This is a genomic window from Hydrogenophaga sp. L99 (assembly GCF_058731905.1).
The window spans coordinates 365220-383261 of the sequence record NZ_CM178972.1 but is presented as its reverse complement, the minus strand read 5'-3'; the positions used below and the strand labels follow the sequence as shown (position 1 = coordinate 383261).

The 18042-nt window shown below is 67.1% G+C and carries 15 protein-coding genes; 7 read left to right on the top strand and 8 right to left on the bottom strand.

Annotated features, from left to right (window positions below):
• Positions 1-80: 80 nt before the first annotated feature.
• Together tfpB and AC4QBL_RS01765 are read right to left on the bottom strand one after the other, a co-directional pair.
• On the bottom strand, positions 81-1886 hold the full coding sequence (gene tfpB / locus AC4QBL_RS01770) for a type IV pilus assembly ATPase TfpB (RefSeq protein WP_472906708.1): 1806 nt from the start codon (positions 1884-1886) through the stop codon (positions 81-83).
• Positions 1887-1893: 7 nt separating this feature from the next.
• On the bottom strand, positions 1894-2676 hold the full coding sequence (locus AC4QBL_RS01765; protein WP_472906709.1) for a class I SAM-dependent methyltransferase: 783 nt from the start codon (positions 2674-2676) through the stop codon (positions 1894-1896).
• 140 nt (positions 2677-2816) lie between these two features.
• Between AC4QBL_RS01765 and AC4QBL_RS01760 the strand changes: the two genes are divergently transcribed.
• Positions 2817-3626: a mechanosensitive ion channel family protein gene (locus tag AC4QBL_RS01760; protein WP_472906710.1), complete on the top strand. Its 810-nt coding sequence runs from the start codon at positions 2817-2819 to the stop codon at positions 3624-3626.
• Between the two features lie 223 nt (positions 3627-3849).
• Here AC4QBL_RS01760 and AC4QBL_RS01755 read toward each other — a convergent pair whose 3' ends face one another.
• Together AC4QBL_RS01755 and AC4QBL_RS01750 are read right to left on the bottom strand one after the other, a co-directional pair.
• Positions 3850-4413, bottom strand: a complete 564-nt coding sequence (locus AC4QBL_RS01755; RefSeq protein WP_472906711.1) for a DNA-deoxyinosine glycosylase — start codon at positions 4411-4413, stop codon at positions 3850-3852.
• Positions 4410-5261 (bottom strand): TatD family hydrolase, encoded by an 852-nt coding sequence (locus AC4QBL_RS01750; protein ID WP_472906712.1) that lies wholly within the window; start codon positions 5259-5261, stop codon positions 4410-4412. The genes AC4QBL_RS01755 and AC4QBL_RS01750 overlap by 4 nt, the downstream gene beginning before the upstream one ends.
• Positions 5262-5353: 92 nt before the next feature.
• On the opposite strand from AC4QBL_RS01750, the gene AC4QBL_RS01745 reads away from it, so the two are divergent.
• Entirely contained in the window at positions 5354-5812 is a 459-nt protein-coding gene (locus AC4QBL_RS01745; protein WP_472906713.1) for an META domain-containing protein, read from the top strand.
• 27 nt (positions 5813-5839) lie between these two features.
• Here the strand turns inward: AC4QBL_RS01745 and lolD are convergent, their stop codons facing one another.
• Both lolD and AC4QBL_RS01735 read right to left on the bottom strand, forming a co-directional pair.
• Positions 5840-6574 (bottom strand): lipoprotein-releasing ABC transporter ATP-binding protein LolD, encoded by a 735-nt coding sequence (gene lolD, locus AC4QBL_RS01740; RefSeq protein WP_472902260.1) that lies wholly within the window; start codon positions 6572-6574, stop codon positions 5840-5842.
• Between the two features lie 4 nt (positions 6575-6578).
• On the bottom strand, positions 6579-7835 hold the full coding sequence (locus AC4QBL_RS01735; RefSeq protein ID WP_472906714.1) for a lipoprotein-releasing ABC transporter permease subunit: 1257 nt from the start codon (positions 7833-7835) through the stop codon (positions 6579-6581).
• Positions 7836-7880: 45 nt separating this feature from the next.
• On the opposite strand from AC4QBL_RS01735, the gene AC4QBL_RS01730 reads away from it, so the two are divergent.
• Both AC4QBL_RS01730 and recJ read left to right on the top strand, forming a co-directional pair.
• On the top strand, positions 7881-8888 hold the full coding sequence (locus tag AC4QBL_RS01730; RefSeq protein ID WP_472906715.1) for a phosphoglycerate mutase: 1008 nt from the start codon (positions 7881-7883) through the stop codon (positions 8886-8888).
• Positions 8885-10621 carry a single-stranded-DNA-specific exonuclease RecJ gene (gene recJ, locus AC4QBL_RS01725; RefSeq protein WP_472906716.1) on the top strand — a complete coding sequence of 579 codons (1737 nt, stop codon included), beginning with the start codon at positions 8885-8887 and terminating at the stop codon, positions 10619-10621. Before AC4QBL_RS01730 ends, recJ begins: the two co-directional genes overlap by 4 nt.
• 197 nt (positions 10622-10818) lie before the next feature.
• Here the strand turns inward: recJ and AC4QBL_RS01720 are convergent, their stop codons facing one another.
• Positions 10819-11571, bottom strand: coding sequence for a LytR/AlgR family response regulator transcription factor (locus tag AC4QBL_RS01720; RefSeq protein WP_472902256.1), 753 nt, complete (start codon positions 11569-11571; stop codon positions 10819-10821).
• A gap of 24 nt (positions 11572-11595) precedes the next feature.
• The gene (locus AC4QBL_RS01715) at positions 11596-12657 is read right to left on the bottom strand and encodes a sensor histidine kinase (protein WP_472902255.1); all 1062 of its coding nucleotides are present in this window, start codon (positions 12655-12657) and stop codon (positions 11596-11598) included.
• A 155-nt stretch (positions 12658-12812) separates the two neighbouring features.
• On the opposite strand from AC4QBL_RS01715, the gene argH reads away from it, so the two are divergent.
• The 3 genes from argH (at position 12813) to AC4QBL_RS01700 (ending at position 18003) form a co-directional block, all read left to right on the top strand.
• Positions 12813-14264: an argininosuccinate lyase gene (argH, locus tag AC4QBL_RS01710; protein ID WP_472906717.1), complete on the top strand. Its 1452-nt coding sequence runs from the start codon at positions 12813-12815 to the stop codon at positions 14262-14264.
• Between the two features lie 97 nt (positions 14265-14361).
• Positions 14362-15513 (top strand): HDOD domain-containing protein, encoded by a 1152-nt coding sequence (locus AC4QBL_RS01705; RefSeq protein ID WP_472906718.1) that lies wholly within the window; start codon positions 14362-14364, stop codon positions 15511-15513.
• Between the two features lie 90 nt (positions 15514-15603).
• Positions 15604-18003, top strand: a complete 2400-nt coding sequence (locus AC4QBL_RS01700; RefSeq protein ID WP_472906719.1) for an alpha/beta hydrolase fold domain-containing protein — start codon at positions 15604-15606, stop codon at positions 18001-18003.
• Positions 18004-18042 lie beyond the last annotated feature (39 nt).

The window sequence follows — 18042 nt, the reverse complement described above, 5'->3', positions numbered from 1 at the left end:
ACTGCAAATATAAGCGCTTGCTGAATATCAAACCATCAAAAGGCTATCCGCCCGAGCGGCGAGCGCCTGGCGCAACAGACTCAGCTCACCGGCGGTGTGGTGGCCAACACCTCTTCGATCGTGGTCAAGCCCTCGGCAACCCGGGCAGCGCCGGCCAGGCGCAACGGGCGCATGCCATCGGTCACGGCCTGTTTGCGCAGGCTCTCCAGCTGCGGTTCGCGACTCACCTTGTCTTTGAACGCGTCGGTGACCACCAGCAGCTCGTAAAGCCCCATGCGCCCGCGAAACCCGGTCATGCGGCAGTCCACGCAGCCCACCGGCTGGTAAGGCCGGTAGCTGCCGCTCACTTTCCAGGGCTTCACCAGCTCGGCCAGCGCCTGGCTCGACGTGGCGGTGGTGGCCTCGTCCTCGCGCGTGCGGCAGGCCGGGCACAGGGTGCGCACCAGGCGCTGCGCCAGCACACCGAGCACCGTGGCGTTGATCAGATAAGGCGGTATGCCCAGCTCCATCAGCCGCATGATGGCCGAGGGGGCATCGTTGGTGTGCAGCGTGGTGAACACCAAATGGCCGGTGAGCGCAGCCTGCACCGCCATTTCGGCCGTGGGCAGGTCGCGTATTTCGCCCACCATGATGATGTCCGGGTCTTGCCGCATCAGGGCGCGCAGCCCCTGGGCAAAGTCCAGGTCCAGGTGGGTCTGCACCTGGGTCTGGTTGAAGGCGGGTTCGATCATTTCGATCGGGTCTTCCACCGTGCTCACATTCACCTCTTCGGTGGCCAGGCGCTTGAGCGTGGCGTAGAGCGTGGTGGTTTTGCCCGAGCCAGTGGGGCCGGTCACCAGCACGATGCCGTGCGGGCGTTTGGTCAGGCCTTCCCAGCGCAAAGCGTCGTGCGGCGCAAAGCCCAGCGCGCTCAGGTCTTTCACCGTGGCTTCGGGGTCAAAAATGCGCATCACCAGCTTTTCGCCAAAGGCGGTGGGCAGGGTCGAGAGGCGCATTTCCACCTCGTCACCGCGCGCAGCGCCCACACCCGGCCGGAGCGTCTTGATGCGGCCATCTTGCGGCCGGCGCTTTTCCACCACGTCCATGCGCCCCAGCAGCTTGATGCGCGCGATCATCGCGTTCATCACGCCCATGGGCATCTGGTACACCGGGTGCAGCACCCCGTCGATGCGAAAGCGGATCACGCCCTGCTCGCGCCGCGGCTCCAGGTGGATGTCGCTGGCGCGCTGGTCAAAGGCGTATTGCCACAGCCAGTCCACCACCTGCACCACGCCCTGGTCGTTGGCGTCGAGCTGTTTGTTGGCCTTGCCCAACTCCACCAGCTGTTCAAAGCTGCCAAAGCCGCCCGAGCCGCCGCCTTTGTTGGCCGCCCGCACCGACTTGGCCAGCGCAAAAAACTCGGCCGTGTACCGCGTGATGGCCATGGGGCTGGCCAGCACCAGGCGCACCGTCTTGCGGGTCTGGCGCTCCACCTCGGGCACCCAGTCGCGTATGAACGGCTCGGCCGTGGCCACCACCACCTCGGTCGGACTCACCTGCACCGGCAGCACCTTGTGGCGCTCGGCGTAAGCAGCGCTCATCACGTCGGCCACCTTGCCCACGTCCACCTTCAGCGGGTCGATGCGCATGTAGGTCAGGCCGCAGCGCTTGGCCAGCCACTCGGTGAGCAACTCAGCGTCGAGCACATAGCCGTCGGCCGCCCGCGCCATGCCCACCACCGCCAGGCGCTGCAGCGGGTGCTGCGCGCTGTGCGCCGAAGCGCAGCGGGCAATCGTGCGCTCGGCCTCTGGCGCGGCAATCACACCATCGTCACGCAGCCAACCCACCAGCGTGCGCCAGTCGAGCGGGCCGGCGTCCATGGGAGCAGCGGGCTTGGCGTTTTTCATGCGGCCTTTAAGAAACGGGTTTAAAAATCTTCAACCACTTCACCGCCGGCAAGCCCCAGCGCTCTTGCACCACCTCAGCGCGCGCCAGCAGCTCCATGCGGGTGGGCCGGGTGGCGGTGCGCTGGGCCAGCACAATGGTGTTGCCCTCGCGCGTGGGCTTGAAGGCCCACACCGCATCTTCACCAAAAGCGGCGCAAATGCTTTGCAACGAGCGCTCGTAACTCGTGTCGCGGCCAAACAGGTTCACCGTCATCACGCCGTCGTCGCTCAGCACCGAGCGGCAGTCCACGTAAAAGTCGGGGCTGTCCAGCACCGGGGCAGCGGCTTCGTGGTCGTACAGGTCCACCTGCAGGGCGTCGATGCGACCGGTGTGTGCGGGGTTTCGTATTTCCTGGCCGGCGTCGGCCAGCACCACGCGCAGGCGCGGGCCGTCATTAGGCAGCTTGAACCAGGTGCGGCAAACAGCCAGCACCTGGGGGTTGATCTCGATGGCGGTGGTGTCCATGCGCAGTTTCTTGAAGTGAAACTTGGTCAGCGCCGCTGAGCCCAGGCCCAGCTGCATGGCGCGGCGCTTGCTCACCGACTCGGGCGCCACAAACAGCAGCCAGGCCACCATGCGCTGCACATAGTCCAGCTCAATGTCAAACGGCGCTTCGAGCAGCATGGAGCCCTGGATCCATTCGGTGCCCAGGTGCAAAAAGCGCACCTCGCTGTCTTCAGAAATCGTCACATCGGGCAAGGTTTGCTGGCCGGTGCGCTTGCGGGCGGCGGCGTTGGCACCGGCCTTCATGCGCAGGCTCCGCAACCCGTACACAACAGTCCGGGGAACAATGCCACAGCCACGGCATGCATGTGGCGCCATGGGGCGGCTAAACGGGCGGTGGCGGGTGAATACTGCATTTTTGTCTGGGATCTGCGAAAGGAATCATTATGAACATGGAAGCCATCTGGACATTTCTGTCCACCCAAGGGGCCGAGTTTGGCCTGAAGATACTCGGCGCCATTGCCGCCTGGATCGTGGGCCGCTGGCTCATCGGCATGGCCGTGAGCCTCATTGGCCGGGGCATGGAGCGCGGCAAAAAGATCGACGCCACGCTCATTCAGTACCTCAAGTCCATCATCTCGGTGGGCCTGACGCTCATTTTGGTGCTGGCCATCCTGGACATCTTCGGTATCAAGACCACCTCGTTTGCCGCCTTGCTGGCCGGCGCCGGCCTGGCCATTGGTGCGGCCTGGAGCGGCATGCTGGGCAACTTTGCCGCCGGCATCTTCCTGCAGGTTTTGCGGCCCTACAAAGTGGGCGACTTCATCAACGCTGGCGGCACGCTGGGCACGGTGAAAGAGCTCGGCCTGTTTGCCACCACCGTGCTCACGCCCGACAACGTGCTGACCGTGGTGGGCAACAACAAGGTGTTTGGCGACAACATCCAGAACTTCAGCGCCGAGCCGTTTCGCCGGGTCGACTGCGTGGCCAAAGTGGCCAACAGCGTGGACGTGATGGACGCCATTGCCCGCCTGCGCCCTGTGATCGCCGCGATCCCGAACGTGAAAGACAGCCCCGCGCCCGACATCGAGATTCTGGAATTCACCCCGGAAGGCCCTAAGCTCTGCGTGCGCCCTTACACCCACACCGACCACTACTGGCAGGTGTACTTCGACACGCACAAGGCCATCGTTTCGACTTTTGGCGCGGCTGGATATCCCGTACCTGAAACACCGATGGCACATCGCACTGTGTGATTCGCTGACCTGGATCTACCAAAGCCGCCCGATGTAAGCCCCGGGCGGCTTTTCTTTTGGGCTTGTGGTTCGGGCCTGCATGGTGCAAGAATGCCCAAACGCATCCAGCTTGCTGCGGCGGTGCGTTCTGCACAGCAAGGTAAAGGAGGAGGGCCGCAGGCCCGGGGGACACGAGCGGCGCAGAGCGTACCGCCGCAGCAAGCCAGCGAGGTCTTACACAGCCCTACGAAGCCATCCCATACCGCCGCATCACCTCAGCCCAAGCCGCCAGCTTGCGGTCAAACGACCAGCTCGCATTCGCCGGGCTGGTGGACGGCAACTTGTAAACCGGCAACCCGAGCGCCGACGTGTGCCTGGCGTGCCGGTAGCTCTCACCCCCGTTGTGCGCAATGGCCTCCAGCAGAGGGCACTGCCGCAGCAACGCAGCGAAGTCGTTGAGTTCGGCGGCGCGGATGTCGGCGTCCAGGCTGCCCTCACGCTCGCAAGCGCCGTACACGTCCCACAAGCCCACGCCGTGGGCCTGCAGCGCAGCCAGGCGTTCGGCATAGGGCATCTGCATGAGCGGCAGCGCCCACAAAGCACCCAGAATTTTCCAGAAATGGTTTTGCGGGTGCCCGTAATATTGCTGCGCCCGCAAAGACGCCACGCCGGGAAAGCTGCCCAGCACCAGCAACCGTGTGTGGGGCCCCACCACCGGGGCCAAGCCTTGCAGGCGGCAGGCTGATACACCTTCACCCGGCGGGCTGTGGTGCGAGCTCGCTTGGGAACGGCCCGGCGCTGCGCTCATGCCAGGCCTTGCGGCAGCAAACCAGCCAGCCGGGGTAGCGCCTGCAGGGCGTTGGCCGTGGTGGCCTGCGCCAGATCGAGCGCCGGTATGCTGCGCAAACCCGCCACCACGGCGGCAATGCGCGGCAGCTCGGCCGGTGAATTGATGCCCTGCACGCGCCCATTCAAGCGCTCGGCGGCCGTGGCGTACAGCCAGTGCGGCGGTATGTCAGGCGCGTCGGTTTCCAGCACCAGCGCTGTCAGCGGCAGCGTGCTGGCCAGGCGGCGCAAGCGGTGGGCCGGCTCAAACGTGAGCGCCCCGCCAAAGCCCAGCTTGAACCTCAGCCCCTGAAACGCCTGGGCTTGTTGCTCACTGCCGTTGAAAGCATGGGCAATGCCGCCACTGGTGGGCACTTCGCGCAGGTGCTTGAGCAAGGCGTCTGCGCTGCGGCGCACATGCAGAATCACCGGCAGGCCGTGCTTGCGGGCCAGCTTGAGCTGCTCGCGGTAAAACCAGGTCTGGCGCTCGCGCATCGCGACCTCGCACAGCGCGGGCACAAAGAAGTCCAGCCCGATCTCACCGACCGCCACCAGGCGCGGGTCGTCGCGGTGCGCGGTCAGCGCAGCGTCGAGCGCCTGCAAGTCGGCCTCTTGGGCCTGCGGTACAAACAGTGGGTGAATGCCCAGTGCATAGGCATCGCCCAGCTGGTGGGCCAGCTGGCGCACGGTGTCAAAGTTAGCGCGTTCCACCGCCGGAATGACGCACAGCCCCACACCCAGGCCCGCAGCGCGCTGGCGCAGCGTGCGTGCCAGTGCGTGGTCCACGCCAAATTCGGGAGCGTCCAGATGGCAATGGGTGTCGATCCACATAGGCGTATACATTGGCTGCTGATTTTGCCTCGGTAAGCCGCCCCGCGCTGAAGGCCTTACCAACCCACCGCCCGCACACCCGGAGCCAAGCCATGCTGTTCACTTTTAGCCCTTCGAAACCCGCAGCAGGCCACCTGCTGGCCTGCATCGCCCTGCCGCTGCTGTGGTCGCTCACCGCCTGCGCGGTGCCACCGGCGCCGGCGGCCAGCGCGCCCCCGCTGTGGGGCACCACCTGGCAGCTGGAAGACCTGGGCGGGCGCGGTGTGCTCGACCGAGCACAGGCCACGCTGGCCTTTCCTGAAGCGGGGCGTGTGGCGGGCCAGGGTTCGTGCAACCGCTTCTTCGGGTCGGTCACGGTGGACGGCTCGCGCATCGGCTTCGGCCAGATCGGCAGCACCCGCATGGCCTGTGTGGCTGCGGTGAACGAGCAAGAAAGCCGCTACCTAGCCGCACTGCAAAAAGCCGAGCGCTACGAGGTGCAGGGCAGCACGCTGCTGGTGCATGTGCAAGGCCTGGACAAGCCACTGCGCTTCATTCGGACCGGGCCCTGAGCCTGGCACCGCAACGCACCCGATGGGTCAGGTCAGCACGCCTGCGGTCAGCCGCATCACCCGACCGCAGCGCGCGGCCAGGGTTTCGTCGTGGGTGACCACAATGAAAGCGGTGCCCTGGTCGCGGGCCAGCTGCATCATGAGTTCAAACACGCCGTCGGCGGTGGCGCGATCCAGGTTGCCGGTGGGCTCGTCGGCGAGCACGCAGGCCGGCTGGGTGACCAGCGCCCGCGCCATCGCCACGCGCTGGCGCTCACCGCCTGACAGCTCGGCCGGGCGGTGCGCCAGGCGCTCGGTCAGGCCCACGCGCTGCAATATTTGAGCGGCGCGCTCGCCCGCTTGCGGGCGCGGCATGCGGCGAATCCACAGCGGCATGGCCACGTTGTCTCGCGCGCTGAATTCGGGCAGCAGGTGGTGAAACTGGTAGACAAAACCCAGGTGCTGGTTGCGCAACTGGCCTTGCTGCGTGGCGCTCAGGCCCGACAGCGTTTGCCCCATCAGCTGCACGCTGCCGCTGGTGGGTGCGTCCAGCCCGCCCAGCAGGTGCAGCAGCGTGCTCTTGCCCGAACCCGACGCGCCCACAATGGCCACGGTTTCACCCGCGCGCACGGTCAGGTCCACGCCCTTGAGCACGGTCACGTCCAGCCGGCCTTCGGTGAATCGTTTGGTGAGGCCGGTCGCGCTCAACACCACGTCCGTTCGGGCTGAGCCTGTCGAAGCCCCAGCGAGCCCTTCGACAGGCTCAGGGCGAACGGTATTCATACGATCACTCATAGCGCAAGGCCTCTGCGGGATTGACGCGGCTCGCGCGCCAACTCGGGTAAATGGTGGCCACAAACGACAGCGCCAGTGAAATCAGCGCAATCGGCAAGATGTCGCTCTGCTGCGGGTCGCTCGGCATGCGGCTGATGAGGTAAATGTCTTGCGGCAAGAAGCTGGCACCCAGCGCGCGTTCCAGCGCGGGCACCAGGGTGTCGATGTTGAACGCCACCCCCAGGCCCAGCAGCAGGCCCAGGCCGGTGCCGATGATGCCCACCATGGCGCCCTGCACCATGAAGATGCCCATGATGCTTTGCGGGCTGGCGCCCAGCGTGCGCAAGATGGCAATGTCGGCGTGCTTGTCGGTCACCGTCATCACCAGCGTAGACACGAGGTTGAACGCCGCCACCGCCACGATCAGCGTGAGGATGATGAACATCATGCGTTTTTCAAGCTGCACGGCCGCAAACCAGGTGCGGTTCTGGCGCGTCCAGTCGCGCACCAGCAGGCCAGGGTCGAGCTCAGCCGCCATCGAAATGGCCACCTCGCGCGCCGCGTGCAGGTCTTTGATCTTCACGCGCACGCCGGTGGCGCCTTCCACGCGGAAGATGCGCGCCGCGTCGTCCATGTGCAGCAGCGCCAGCGCCGAATCGTATTCAAAGTGGCCCGAGTCAAACACGCCCACCACCGTCATCTGCCGGATGCGCGGCACCACGCCCGCTGGCGTCACCTGGCCGCTGGGCGCGATCAGCGTCACCGTGTCGCCCTGCGCCACGCCCAGGCTGCGCGCCAGTTCGCCACCCAAAATCACACCAAAGGCACCGGGCACCAGCCGGGGCAGAGCGGTGTCGGCCAGGTCGGCCACCAGTTCGGTCACCTGGGGTTCCAGCGCCGGGTCAATGCCCCGCACCAGCGCGCCCTTCATGTCTTCACCCCGCGCAATCAGCGCCTGCGCCCCCACAAACGGCGCCGCGCCCAGCACCTCGGGGTGGCGCTCAAGGGCGGCCAGCGTGCCGGCCAGGTTGGGAATGGCCTGGCCACCGGGCTCAAACACCTCGATGTGCGAGAGCACGCCCAGCATGCGGTCGCGCACCTCCTTCTGAAAGCCGTTCATCACGCTGAGCACGATGATGAGCGCCGCCACGCCCAGCGCAATGCCCAGCATGGACACGCCCGAGATGAAGGAAATAAAGCCGTTGCGCCGGGTGGCGCGGCCCGCGCGGGTGTAGCGCCAGCCAAGAATGAGTTCGTAGGGGGTTTGCATGGGTAAGAGCTTTGCTGGATTGTGGCATCCCCGACAATCAGAGGCATGTCTGCCTCCCCCACGGCCCCAGAAGCCCTCCCGCACCTGCTGATTCCTTTTGCCAGTGCCAGCGCCCCCGAATGCCGGGCCTTGGGGCCGCAATTGGTTACGCCCCACCTGAACGCCCTGCTGGCCGAGCTGACACGGCAACACACCGACACCGACACCGACACCGGCCACGACCACAGCCTGAGCCTGCCGCACGAGCGCGCCCTGGCGCAGGCACTGGGCCTGGTGCAATTCGCCGGAACCCCTTACGGCGACGGTCTGATTCCCTGGGCCGCCGCGCAAAGCGACAGCCCGGCCACGCCGCAGGCCTGGTTCACACCCTGCCACTTTCAGGTGGGCATGGAACAGGTGACCCTGCTGCCCGGCGAGCAACTGGGTCTGGACGGTGCCCATGCGCGTGCCCTGTTTGATGCGCTGGCGCCGTTTTGTGCCGAAGACGGCATCACGCTGCGCTTTGAAAGCGCCACCCGCTGGCACGCCAGCGGCGAGGCGCTGCGTGGCATTGCCTGCGCCAGCCTGGACCGCGTGATTGGCCGCCCGGTGGACGCCTGGCTGGTTGAAAGCCCCGCCAACCCGGCGGGCGCCCAGCTGCTCAAGCGGCTGCAGAGCGAGGCGCAAATGCTGTTCTACACCCACGCGGTGAACGACGCGCGCGAAGCCGCTGGCCTGCACATCATCAACGGCATCTGGGTCAGCGGTGCCGGCGCGCTGGCCGGGCCGCTGGCGCCACAAGCCGTACCCGACATGCCCGAAACCCTGCGCCAGGCCGCGCTGCGTGCCGACTGGGCCGCCTGGCAAGCCGCCTGGGCCGCGCTGGACGCCACCGCCATCAAGCCCTTGCTGGACGCCGCCCGCCGGGGCGAGCCCGTCACCCTCACCCTGTGCGGCGAGCGCAACACGCAGCGCTGGGTCAACGCGCCGCGCAGCGCAGGTGCCCGCCTGGGCCGTTTTTTCAAAAACCTGCGGGCGCCTGCGCCCGCCTGGAACGTTCTCGAAACCTTATGAAAATCATCACCCGCGACGTCCCTCCCCGCGCCGCCTGGGCGCTGGAGCAAAGCGGCCTGCACCCGCTGCTGGCCCGCCTGTTTGCAGCGCGCGGCATCACCAGCAAAGAGCAGCTGGACGACGCCCTTTCGCTGCTGCTGCCGCCGTCTTCCATGAAAGGCGCCGCCGAGGCCGCCCGCGCCCTGGCCGACGCCATGGCCGCCAACCAGGCCATCTGCATCGTGGCCGACTACGACTGCGACGGCGCCACCGCCTGCGCCGTGGGCCTGCGCGGCCTGCGCCTGCTGGGTGCGCCCATGGGCTTCAGCCGTGTGAACTACCTGGTGCCCGACCGCGTGACCGACGGCTACGGCCTCACCCCGTCGATAGCGAAGCGCGTGAAGGCGCAAGGCGCCGACGTGCTGGTGACGGTGGACAACGGCATTGCCAGCCTGGACGGCGTGCGCGCCGCGCGCGAGCTCGGCCTGCAAGTGATCGTGACCGACCACCACCTGCCCGCGCTCAAGGGCGGCGAGGTGGTGGTGCCCGAAGACTGCGTGATCGTCAACCCCAACCAGCCGGGTTGCGATTTCGAAAGCAAGTCGATTGCCGGCGTGGGCGTGATGTTTTATGTGCTGCTGGCGCTGCGCGCCGAGCTGCGCGAGCGCGGTGTGTTTGATGCCAAAACGCAACCCAAAATCGATGCGCTGCTGCCGCTCGTGGCGCTCGGTACCGTGGCCGACGTGGTGAAGCTCGACGCCAACAACCGCCGCCTGGTGGCCCAGGGCCTGAAGCGCGTGCGCGCCGGTGCCATGCCGCCGGGTATGGCGGCGCTGTTCAACGTGGCCGCCCGCCGGCCCGAAGCCGCCACCAGTTTCGACTTTGGCTTTGCCCTGGGCCCGCGCCTGAACGCCGCCGGGCGGCTGGCCGACATGACGCTGGGCATTGAATGCCTGAGCACCGACGACGCGCTACGCGCCGACGAACTGGCGCGCACGCTGGACGGCATCAACCGCGAGCGCAAAGCGATTGAAGGCGACATGCGCGACCAGGCGCTGATGCTGGCCGAAGAAATGTTTGACGAATCCGAAGAGCCGCCGCCAGCGCTGATCGTGTTCGACCCGGACTTCCACGAAGGCGTGGTCGGCATCGTGGCTTCGCGCCTGAAAGACAAGATGCACCGCCCCACGTTTGTGTTTGCTGCCAGCGGCGCCGAAGGCAAAGAAAACGAACTCAAGGGCTCGGGCCGCTCCATTCCCGGCTTTCATTTGCGCGACGCGCTGGATTTGGTGGCCAAGCGCCACCCGGGCGTGTTGCTGCGCTTTGGCGGGCACGCCATGGCTGCGGGCTGCACCATCGACGAAGAACACCTGGAAACCTTTGAAGCCGCCTTGCAGCTGGTGGCCCACGAATGGCTGGACGCCGCCACCCTGCAACGCCGGCTGGAAGCCGATGGCGTGCTCGACAAGCAATACCGCCGCACCGACCTGGTGGACACCCTGCACAAAGAGGTGTGGGGCCAGGGCTTTGCACCGCCGGTGTTTTGCGAAGAGGTACAAATCGTCAGCCAGCGGCTGGTGGGCGAAAAACACCTGGCGCTGAAAATGAAACACCAGGGCGAGGCGGTGGACGGCATCTGGTTTGGCCACACCGAGCCTTTGCCCGAGCGGGTAAAGCTGGCGTTTCGGCTCGACGCCGACGAATGGCAAGGCCAACGGCGGGTGCGGTTTTTGATTGAGGCAGCGGAATATTGACCCCCCGCGCCGCCTGCGGCGTCACCCCCCAGGGGGCAATGCGAGTGGTCCGGCAAAGCCGGTTCCACCGCATCCTGGATGCTGACACGCCGCGCCGGAAGGGAAGTTGATCCAAGGGAACCGCGGAACCGGCTTTGCCGGGCCGCCAGTGCCGCCCCCTGGGGGGTGACGCCGCAGGCGGCGCGGGGGGAGCCTGACTAGCTCATCAGCGCCTCACGCACCGCCGCCAGCTGCCGACGCGACACCGCCAGGCGCTCTTCCACGCCATCCAGGCGCACCATCCAGCCTTCGCCCTCCACCGGGTCGTTGTGCTTTTCCACCGCCCGCACCGCGCGGCGCGCCACCAGCGCATTGCGGTGCACGCGCACAAACAGGTGGGCGTAGCGCTGCTCCAGGTCGCTCAGCGCGCCGTCAAAAATGTGTTCTTTGTCGGCCGTGCGCACGGTGATGTATTTCAACTCGGCCTTGAGGTAGACCACGTCGGACAGGGCCACGCGCTCGCTGCGCCCGCGCTCCTGGATGATGAGGCTCTCGGTACCGGCGCTGTTGGACTCGAACTGCGGGCCGCCGTCGGCTGCCAGGCGCAGCCGCTCGACCTTTTGCAGCGCCTGCTGCAGCCGCTCGCGGCGCACCGGTTTGGTCAGGTAGTCAATGGCTTCGAGTTCAAACGCCTGCACGGCGTGCTCGGCGTAAGCGGTCACAAACACCACCGCGGGTGGCGCTGCCATCTGGCGCAGCGTGGCGGCCAGGGTCATGCCGTCCACACCGGGCATGTGCACGTCCAGCAGCACCAGGTCGCAATGGGTGCGCTGAATCTGGTCCATGGCCTGCACGGCGTTGGCGGCCTCGCCCACCACGTCCACGCGCGGGTCGGTGCAATCGCCCAGCAGGGTACGCAACCGGGACCGCGCCAGTGTTTCGTCGTCGACGATCAGTACCTTGAGTGTCATGCCATGCTCCCTTGCTGTGTCCGCTTATACCGGTATTTCCAGGCGCACCTGAAACACGCCCTTGACCAGCGCACTTTGAAAGCGCCCTTGCACATCGTGCAGCAGCGTCAGGCGCTGGCGCACATTGTCCAGCGCCAGGCCGTGGCCGCGGCGCCCGCTGCCCGCCGGCACGGTGTTGGTCACCTTGATCACGACCACGCTGCCCCGGCGCTGCGTGCTGATGCGCACCATGGCGCCGTCCGGGCTGGGTTCCACGCCGTGCTTCACCGCGTTCTCCACCAGCGGCTGAAGGATCAGCGGGGGCAGCCGCGCTTTGGACGCCGCGTCGTCAATGCTCCACTCCACCTTCAGGCGCTCGCCAAAGCGCAGCTGCTCAATGGCCAGGTAGTGCTCGGCCAGCTCCAGCTCTTGCCACAGCGGCACCGCCTCTTTGGTGTCGGCCAGGGCGTGGCGAAACAGCTCGCTCAGGTCTTCCAGCAGGTTCTCGGCTTTGGCCGGCTCTTCGCGCACCAGCGCAATCGCGGTGTTGAGTGTGTTGAACAAAAAATGGGGCCGAATGCGCGCCTGCAGCTCAGCCAGCTGCGCCGTGGTGCCGGCGGGCGCGCGCGCCTTGGTGCGCCACACCAGCGCCGCCACCAGCACCGCCGCCACCAGCGCACCGGCCGCTGCGCTGCCCAGCCAGGGCGCGGGTTGCACCAGGCCCATCCACACCAGCAGGCCGCAGCCATACAGAGCGGACAGCGCGCCCAGCGCGATGCCCGCCGTCCACTGCGCGGGCATGGGCAGGCGGCCCAGCGGCTTTTTCAGGGCGCACACTGCCAGCAGCCACACCAGCGTGGCGGGCAAGGCCGCCCCGGTGAACATGGCCATTTGCGAGAGCCAGACCCACACCGTGTCGGCCCCAAAAAGGCCCACCACCGCCACAATGGCCTGCACAAACAGCACCGCGCGCAGCACCACCCCCACCTTGCAGGTGTCAAACACCAGGTCGCGCACGCGCGCCAGCTCGGGCATCTGCGCCAGCGGGCGGGCGCCTTCTGCGTGGGGCAGCTCCTGGAAGCTCGATAAAATTCGGGAATCTCTCATGGGTGCACTATAGGCTTAGGCCAGCCGCAGGGCGGGCCTGGCAACCCCCGGCATGACAAATGTCCGGCATGGTCTGTCTGGCCCCACCCCGCCCGTGGCGACACGCGCCCTCTTAAAACCGCTTTTCAACCCCTCACCCAGCCGCTGGCAACACCATGTCCACCAATCAACTCGACAAGAAATCTGAAGCCTGGTCCGCCCTATTCTCGGAGCCCATGAGCGAGTTGGTCAAGCGCTACACCGCCAGCGTGTTCTTTGACAAACGCCTCTGGCTGGCCGACATCACCGGCAGCCTGGCCCACGCTGAAATGCTGGCCGCACAAAACATCATCGGTGCCGACGACCGCGCCGCCATCGAACGCGGCATGGCGCAGATCCGCAGTGAAATTGAAGCCGGCAGCTTTGAATGGAAGCTCGATCTGGAAGACGTGCACCTGAATATTGAAGCGCGCCTGACGCAGTTGGTGGGCGACGCCGGCAAGCGCCTGCACACCGGGCGCAGCCGCAACGACCAGGTGGCCACCGACGTGCGCCTGTGGCTGCGCAGCGAGATTGATCTGATTGCCGATTTGTTGAAAGAACTGCAAACCGCGCTGGTGGACGTGGCCGAACGCAACGTCGAAGTGATCATGCCCGGCTTCACCCACCTGCAGGTGGCGCAGCCGGTGAGCTTTGCCCACCACCTGCTGGCCTATGTGGAAATGTTTGCCCGCGACGCCGAGCGCATGGCCGACGTGCGCCGCCGCACCAACCGCCTGCCGCTGGGCTCGGCGGCCCTCGCCGGCACCACCTACCCGCTGGACCGCGAGCGCGTAGCCCGCACGCTGGGCATGGTGGACGAGCAGGGCAACCCACAGGTCTGCCAGAACAGCCTGGACGGCGTGAGCGACCGCGACTTCGCCATTGAATTCACCGCCGCCGCCAGCCTGTGCATGGTGCACATCAGCCGCTTCAGCGAAGAACTCATTTTGTGGATGAGCCAAAACTTCAACTTTGTGAAGATTGCCGACCGCTTCACCACCGGCAGTTCCATCATGCCGCAGAAGAAAAACCCCGACGTGCCCGAACTCGCGCGCGGCAAAACCGGCCGCGTGGTCGGCCACCTCATGGGCCTCATCACCCTCATGAAAGGCCAGCCCCTGGCCTACAACAAGGACAACCAGGAAGACAAAGAGCCGCTGTTTGACACGGTGGACACGCTCAAAGACACGTTGCGCATCTTTGCCGAAATGGTGGGCGGCCAGCTCAACCCGGCCACCGGCGCCAAAGAAGGCGGCATCACCGTCAACGCCATCGCCATGGAAGAGGCCGCCAAGAAGGGCTACGCCACCGCCACCGACCTGGCCGACTACCTGGTGAAAAAGGGCCTGCCGTTTCGCGACGCGCACGAAACCGTGGCCCACGCTGTAAAAGCTGCCACCAGCCACGCCTGCGACCTGTCCGAATTGCCGCTGGCGGTGCTGCAAAGCTTCAACGCCAGCATTGAAAAAGACGTGTACGAGTGCCTGAGCCTGCGCGGCAGCCTGAACGCCCGCAACACGCTGGGCGGCACCGCGCCGGTGCAAGTGCTGGCGCAAATAGCACGCCACCGCAGCCGCCTGGGCTGATCTCAAGAAGCCGGCCACACAGCCGATACACAGGGCATACCGGCCACAAAACGTTCCCCGTTTCTGCGCTGGCCGTCAGACCCTGGGAGTTTTTGCTGTGTCCTTATTGCTGCTCTGGATTGCCGGTGTTGTTGCGATCGCCCTGGTTTGGTGGGCCTTGCGCCGCACATCAGGCCCCAAGCCGGCGCTGGCTGCGCCCCCGGTAGCCAGGCAACCGGTGCAGCGCAGCGCCCAGCCAGCCAAGGCGGCGGCCCCCGTGCCTGCGGCGGCCTCGCCGGGTGCTAGCGCCGCACCCACCGAGCACACGCCGTTTGAACTGCGCGCCTTTCAGTGGCTCAAAGAAGCTGACCTGGAAGCCCCACGACGCGACGCGCTGATGGGCGCCATCAAGGGCATTCCGCGCCCGCCGCGCTCTCTGCAAAAGCTGCTGTCGCCCGACTTCGTGGCCCGCGCCAATTCCACCGAGCTGAGCGAACTGGTGCTCACCGAGCCGCTGATTGCCGCCAAGGTGCTGTCTACCGTGAACGGCCCGTTTTACGGCCTGCGCCAGCCTGTCAACGGCATTGGGCAGGCGGTCACGTTTCTGGGCATGAACACGGTGCGCAACATCTGCATGCAATACATGCTGGCCGAAGCCTTCAAGCCCAGCCTGGCCACCTCGCAGCAAGCGTTTGACGCCATCTGGCGCGCCAGCGCCATTGCCAGCGAACTCTGCGTGCGCCTGGGCAAGGCCCTGAACCTGCCCGACCAGGCCACCCTGGCCACCCAGGTGGTGCTGGGCTTTGTGGGCCACTTGGCCACCGCCTCGCTCATGCCGCCCAAGGCGCTGAGCGAATGGTCGGTGTCGGGCCGCCTGCAGCGTGCCCAGCTCGAACAAGCGGTGCTCGACCTCACGGCCAGCGAAATCGGTGGCCTGCTGATGCGGGCCTGGGACCTGCCACTGGCGCTGGTGGACGACGTGTGCGACAGCAGCCGCGTGCTGGTCACCCCTGTGAGCCAGGCCGACCCGCTGCGCGCGCCCCGCCTGGCACTTTCCTACCTGTGCTCGCGGCTGGGCGAGCGCCTGGCCTCGGGCCAGCTGGCTTCGCTGCGCGACTACGACGCGCTGCAAGACGCCGACCTCGACACCTTCCACCTGCGTGGCTACCTGGCGCTCCCCGCGCTGGCCCGGCTGAACGAAGCCCTGCAAGCGGACGAGCTGCAAACCGCGCTGAACGACATGCTGAGCAACCGCCCGGCCCGCGCCTGAAACCCTGGAAAGCCCAGCCCACCACCAGCGCGACACCCGTCTGGCCGGCCCCGCCCGTACACTGCCGCTCACCCCTTGTGAGAGGTCCAGATGGTTGTTTACACACCCCGTGGCGCGGCTGAAAGCCTGCTGGCCCGCCTGCAGCGCTGGTCGCTCCAGCTGCTGATCAAGCCCGTTTTTTCACCGCGTTTTTCCATCGCGTTCCAGCGCGGCTGGCTGGCTGCGCTGGCACGTCTTTCCTTGCCGGTGCCGCGCGCGGCCAGCGCCACGCCCGCTGAAGTGGGCGGCATGCCCGGCGAGTGGCTGCGCCCGCGCCACACCCCACCCAGCGCCACCGACACGGGCCAAGCCCAGGCCACCGTGCTCTACCTGCACGGCGGCGCCTACTGCATCGGCTCGGCCGCCACCCACCGCTCGCTCACCGCGCGGCTGGCGCTGGCCAGTGGCCTGCCCGTGTTTGCGCTCGACTACCGGCTGGCCCCCGAACGCCCCTACCCCGCCGCCCTGCACGACGCGCTGGCCGCCTTTCGGGCGCTGCGAGCCGATGGCCCGGTGATCGTTGGCGGCGACTCGGCCGGCGGCGGCCTGGCCCTGGCGCTGGCCATGGCCTTGCGCGACGCCGGCGAGCCCGGGCCCGCTTCGCTGCTGCTGCTGTCGCCGCTGGGCGACGCCGTGGCGCCCAACCCGCTGCCGGCCCCACCGCCCGGCGAAGCCATGCTCAGCCACCGCTGGGCACAGGCCTGTGTGGACTTTTACCGGGCGCAGCACAGCGCCGCCGAGCCCGGCATTTCGCCCCTGCGTGGCCACCTCGGCGGCCTGCCGCCGGTGCTGATACAGGCCGGCACCGACGAGCTGCTGCACGACCAGGCCCTGGCGCTGCACGCCGCCCTGCAAGCGGCCGGCGTGACCGCCCGGCTGGAAGTGACGCAACACCGCTGGCACGTGTTTCAGCTGCACGGCGGCGTGTTGAAAAGCGCCGACGAAGCCATTGCCCGCCTCGCCAGCTTTGCCCACGCGCACCTGCCGCACACCCAGCCCAACGGCGAGCAGGCGCACGAGGTGGTCATCCTGGGCGCCGGCATGTCGGGCCTGTGCATGGCCATCCAGTTGCAGCGCGCGGGCATGCACAACTTCGTCATTTTGGAAAAGCAGCCCGGGCTGGGCGGCACCTGGTGGGACAACACCTACCCCGGCGCCCATGTGGACGTGCCCTCGCCCGCCTATTCGTTTTCCTTTGCACCCAACCCCGGCTGGACGCGCCGTTTTGCCTCCGCCCCTGAAATTCAGGCCTACATGCAGCAACTGGCCGAGCGCCACGGGCTGCTGGCGCACATCCGCTTTGGCACCCGGCTGAGCGAAGCGCGTTTTGAAGAAGCCACCGGCCACTGGCACTTTGCCACCGAGCAAGGCACCGCCCTGCGCTCGCGCTTTTTTGTGTGCAGCACCGGCCCGCTGAACCAGCTGCGCTGGCCCGACATTCCAGGCCTTGAAACCTTCAAGGGCCGCCAACTGCATTCGGCCCGCTGGGCCCCCCAGTGCCCGCTGAAAGGCCAGCGCGTGGCGGTCATTGGCACCGGCTCCACCGCGTCGCAGCTGGTGCCCCACATGGCCGCGCAGGCCGCCCAACTGCATGTGTTTCAGCGCACCGCCAACTGGGTGCTGCCCCGGCTGGACCGCCGCTACCACGCGCTCGACCGCTGGCTGGCCGGCTTCAGCACCTACAACCGCCTGGTGCGCTGGAACTGGGTGCAGGTGCTCGAATGGGGCCGGCGCGGCTTTGAAGACGGCACCCTGGCCCGCCGGGGCATGCTCAAAACCGCCGCCGCCCACCGCGCGCGCCAGGTGCCCAGCCCCGCCCTGCGCCAGCAGCTCACCCCGCCGTACCCGCTGGGCTGCAAGCGCATCATTTATTCCAACGACTTTTACCCCGCGCTGAGCCAGCCCCATGTGGAACTGGTCACCACCGGCATTGAACGCATCACCGAACACGGCATCGTCACCACCGACGGCCGCGAGCGCGCGGTGGACGTGCTGGTGTGCGCCACCGGCTTTGACGCCGTGCACCTGCTCTCCAGCCTCAAGGTGACCGGCCTGCAAGGGCGCACGCTGGCCAGCGCCTGGGCCAACGGCCCCGAGGCCTACCAAGGCATCACCGTGGCCGGCTTCCCCAATCTGTTTCTCATGCTCGGGCCCAACACCGCCACCGGCCACACCTCCACCCTGCTCTACATAGAACCCGAGGTGGACCACGCCATTGCGTGCATGCAGGCCGTGCGCCGGGGCCAACACCGCTGGATCGACGTGCGCGCCGACGTGATGGCTGCCCACAACCAGCAACTGCAGCAGCGCCTGGCCGGCTCGGTGTGGAGCCAGTGCCGCAGCTGGTACCGCATGGACAACGGCCGCATCGTGGCGCTGTTCCCCGGCTTCACCGCCGAGTACGTGAAAGCTGTGCAGCGCCCCCGCCTGACTGACTACAACCTGCAATAAGCTCAACAACGCTCACGGCCCGCGGGCCGTTGACCTGCA

Coding starts and splice junctions, on each gene's coding strand:
- AC4QBL_RS01720 (WP_472902256.1), bottom strand. CDS start 11,571: ATGACACTCAAGGTACTGATCGTCGACGACGAAACACTGGCGCGGTCC.
- AC4QBL_RS01730 (WP_472906715.1), top strand. CDS start 7,881: ATGTCTGCCTCCCCCACGGCCCCAGAAGCCCTCCCGCACCTGCTGATT.
- recJ (WP_472906716.1), top strand. CDS start 8,885: ATGAAAATCATCACCCGCGACGTCCCTCCCCGCGCCGCCTGGGCGCTG.
- AC4QBL_RS01755 (WP_472906711.1), bottom strand. CDS start 4,413: ATGAGCGCAGCGCCGGGCCGTTCCCAAGCGAGCTCGCACCACAGCCCG.
- argH (WP_472906717.1), top strand. CDS start 12,813: ATGTCCACCAATCAACTCGACAAGAAATCTGAAGCCTGGTCCGCCCTA.
- tfpB (WP_472906708.1), bottom strand. CDS start 1,886: ATGAAAAACGCCAAGCCCGCTGCTCCCATGGACGCCGGCCCGCTCGAC.
- AC4QBL_RS01745 (WP_472906713.1), top strand. CDS start 5,354: ATGCTGTTCACTTTTAGCCCTTCGAAACCCGCAGCAGGCCACCTGCTG.
- AC4QBL_RS01765 (WP_472906709.1), bottom strand. CDS start 2,676: ATGAAGGCCGGTGCCAACGCCGCCGCCCGCAAGCGCACCGGCCAGCAA.
- lolD (WP_472902260.1), bottom strand. CDS start 6,574: ATGAATACCGTTCGCCCTGAGCCTGTCGAAGGGCTCGCTGGGGCTTCG.
- AC4QBL_RS01700 (WP_472906719.1), top strand. CDS start 15,604: ATGGTTGTTTACACACCCCGTGGCGCGGCTGAAAGCCTGCTGGCCCGC.
- AC4QBL_RS01750 (WP_472906712.1), bottom strand. CDS start 5,261: ATGTGGATCGACACCCATTGCCATCTGGACGCTCCCGAATTTGGCGTG.
- AC4QBL_RS01760 (WP_472906710.1), top strand. CDS start 2,817: ATGAACATGGAAGCCATCTGGACATTTCTGTCCACCCAAGGGGCCGAG.
- AC4QBL_RS01715 (WP_472902255.1), bottom strand. CDS start 12,657: ATGAGAGATTCCCGAATTTTATCGAGCTTCCAGGAGCTGCCCCACGCA.
- AC4QBL_RS01735 (WP_472906714.1), bottom strand. CDS start 7,835: ATGCAAACCCCCTACGAACTCATTCTTGGCTGGCGCTACACCCGCGCG.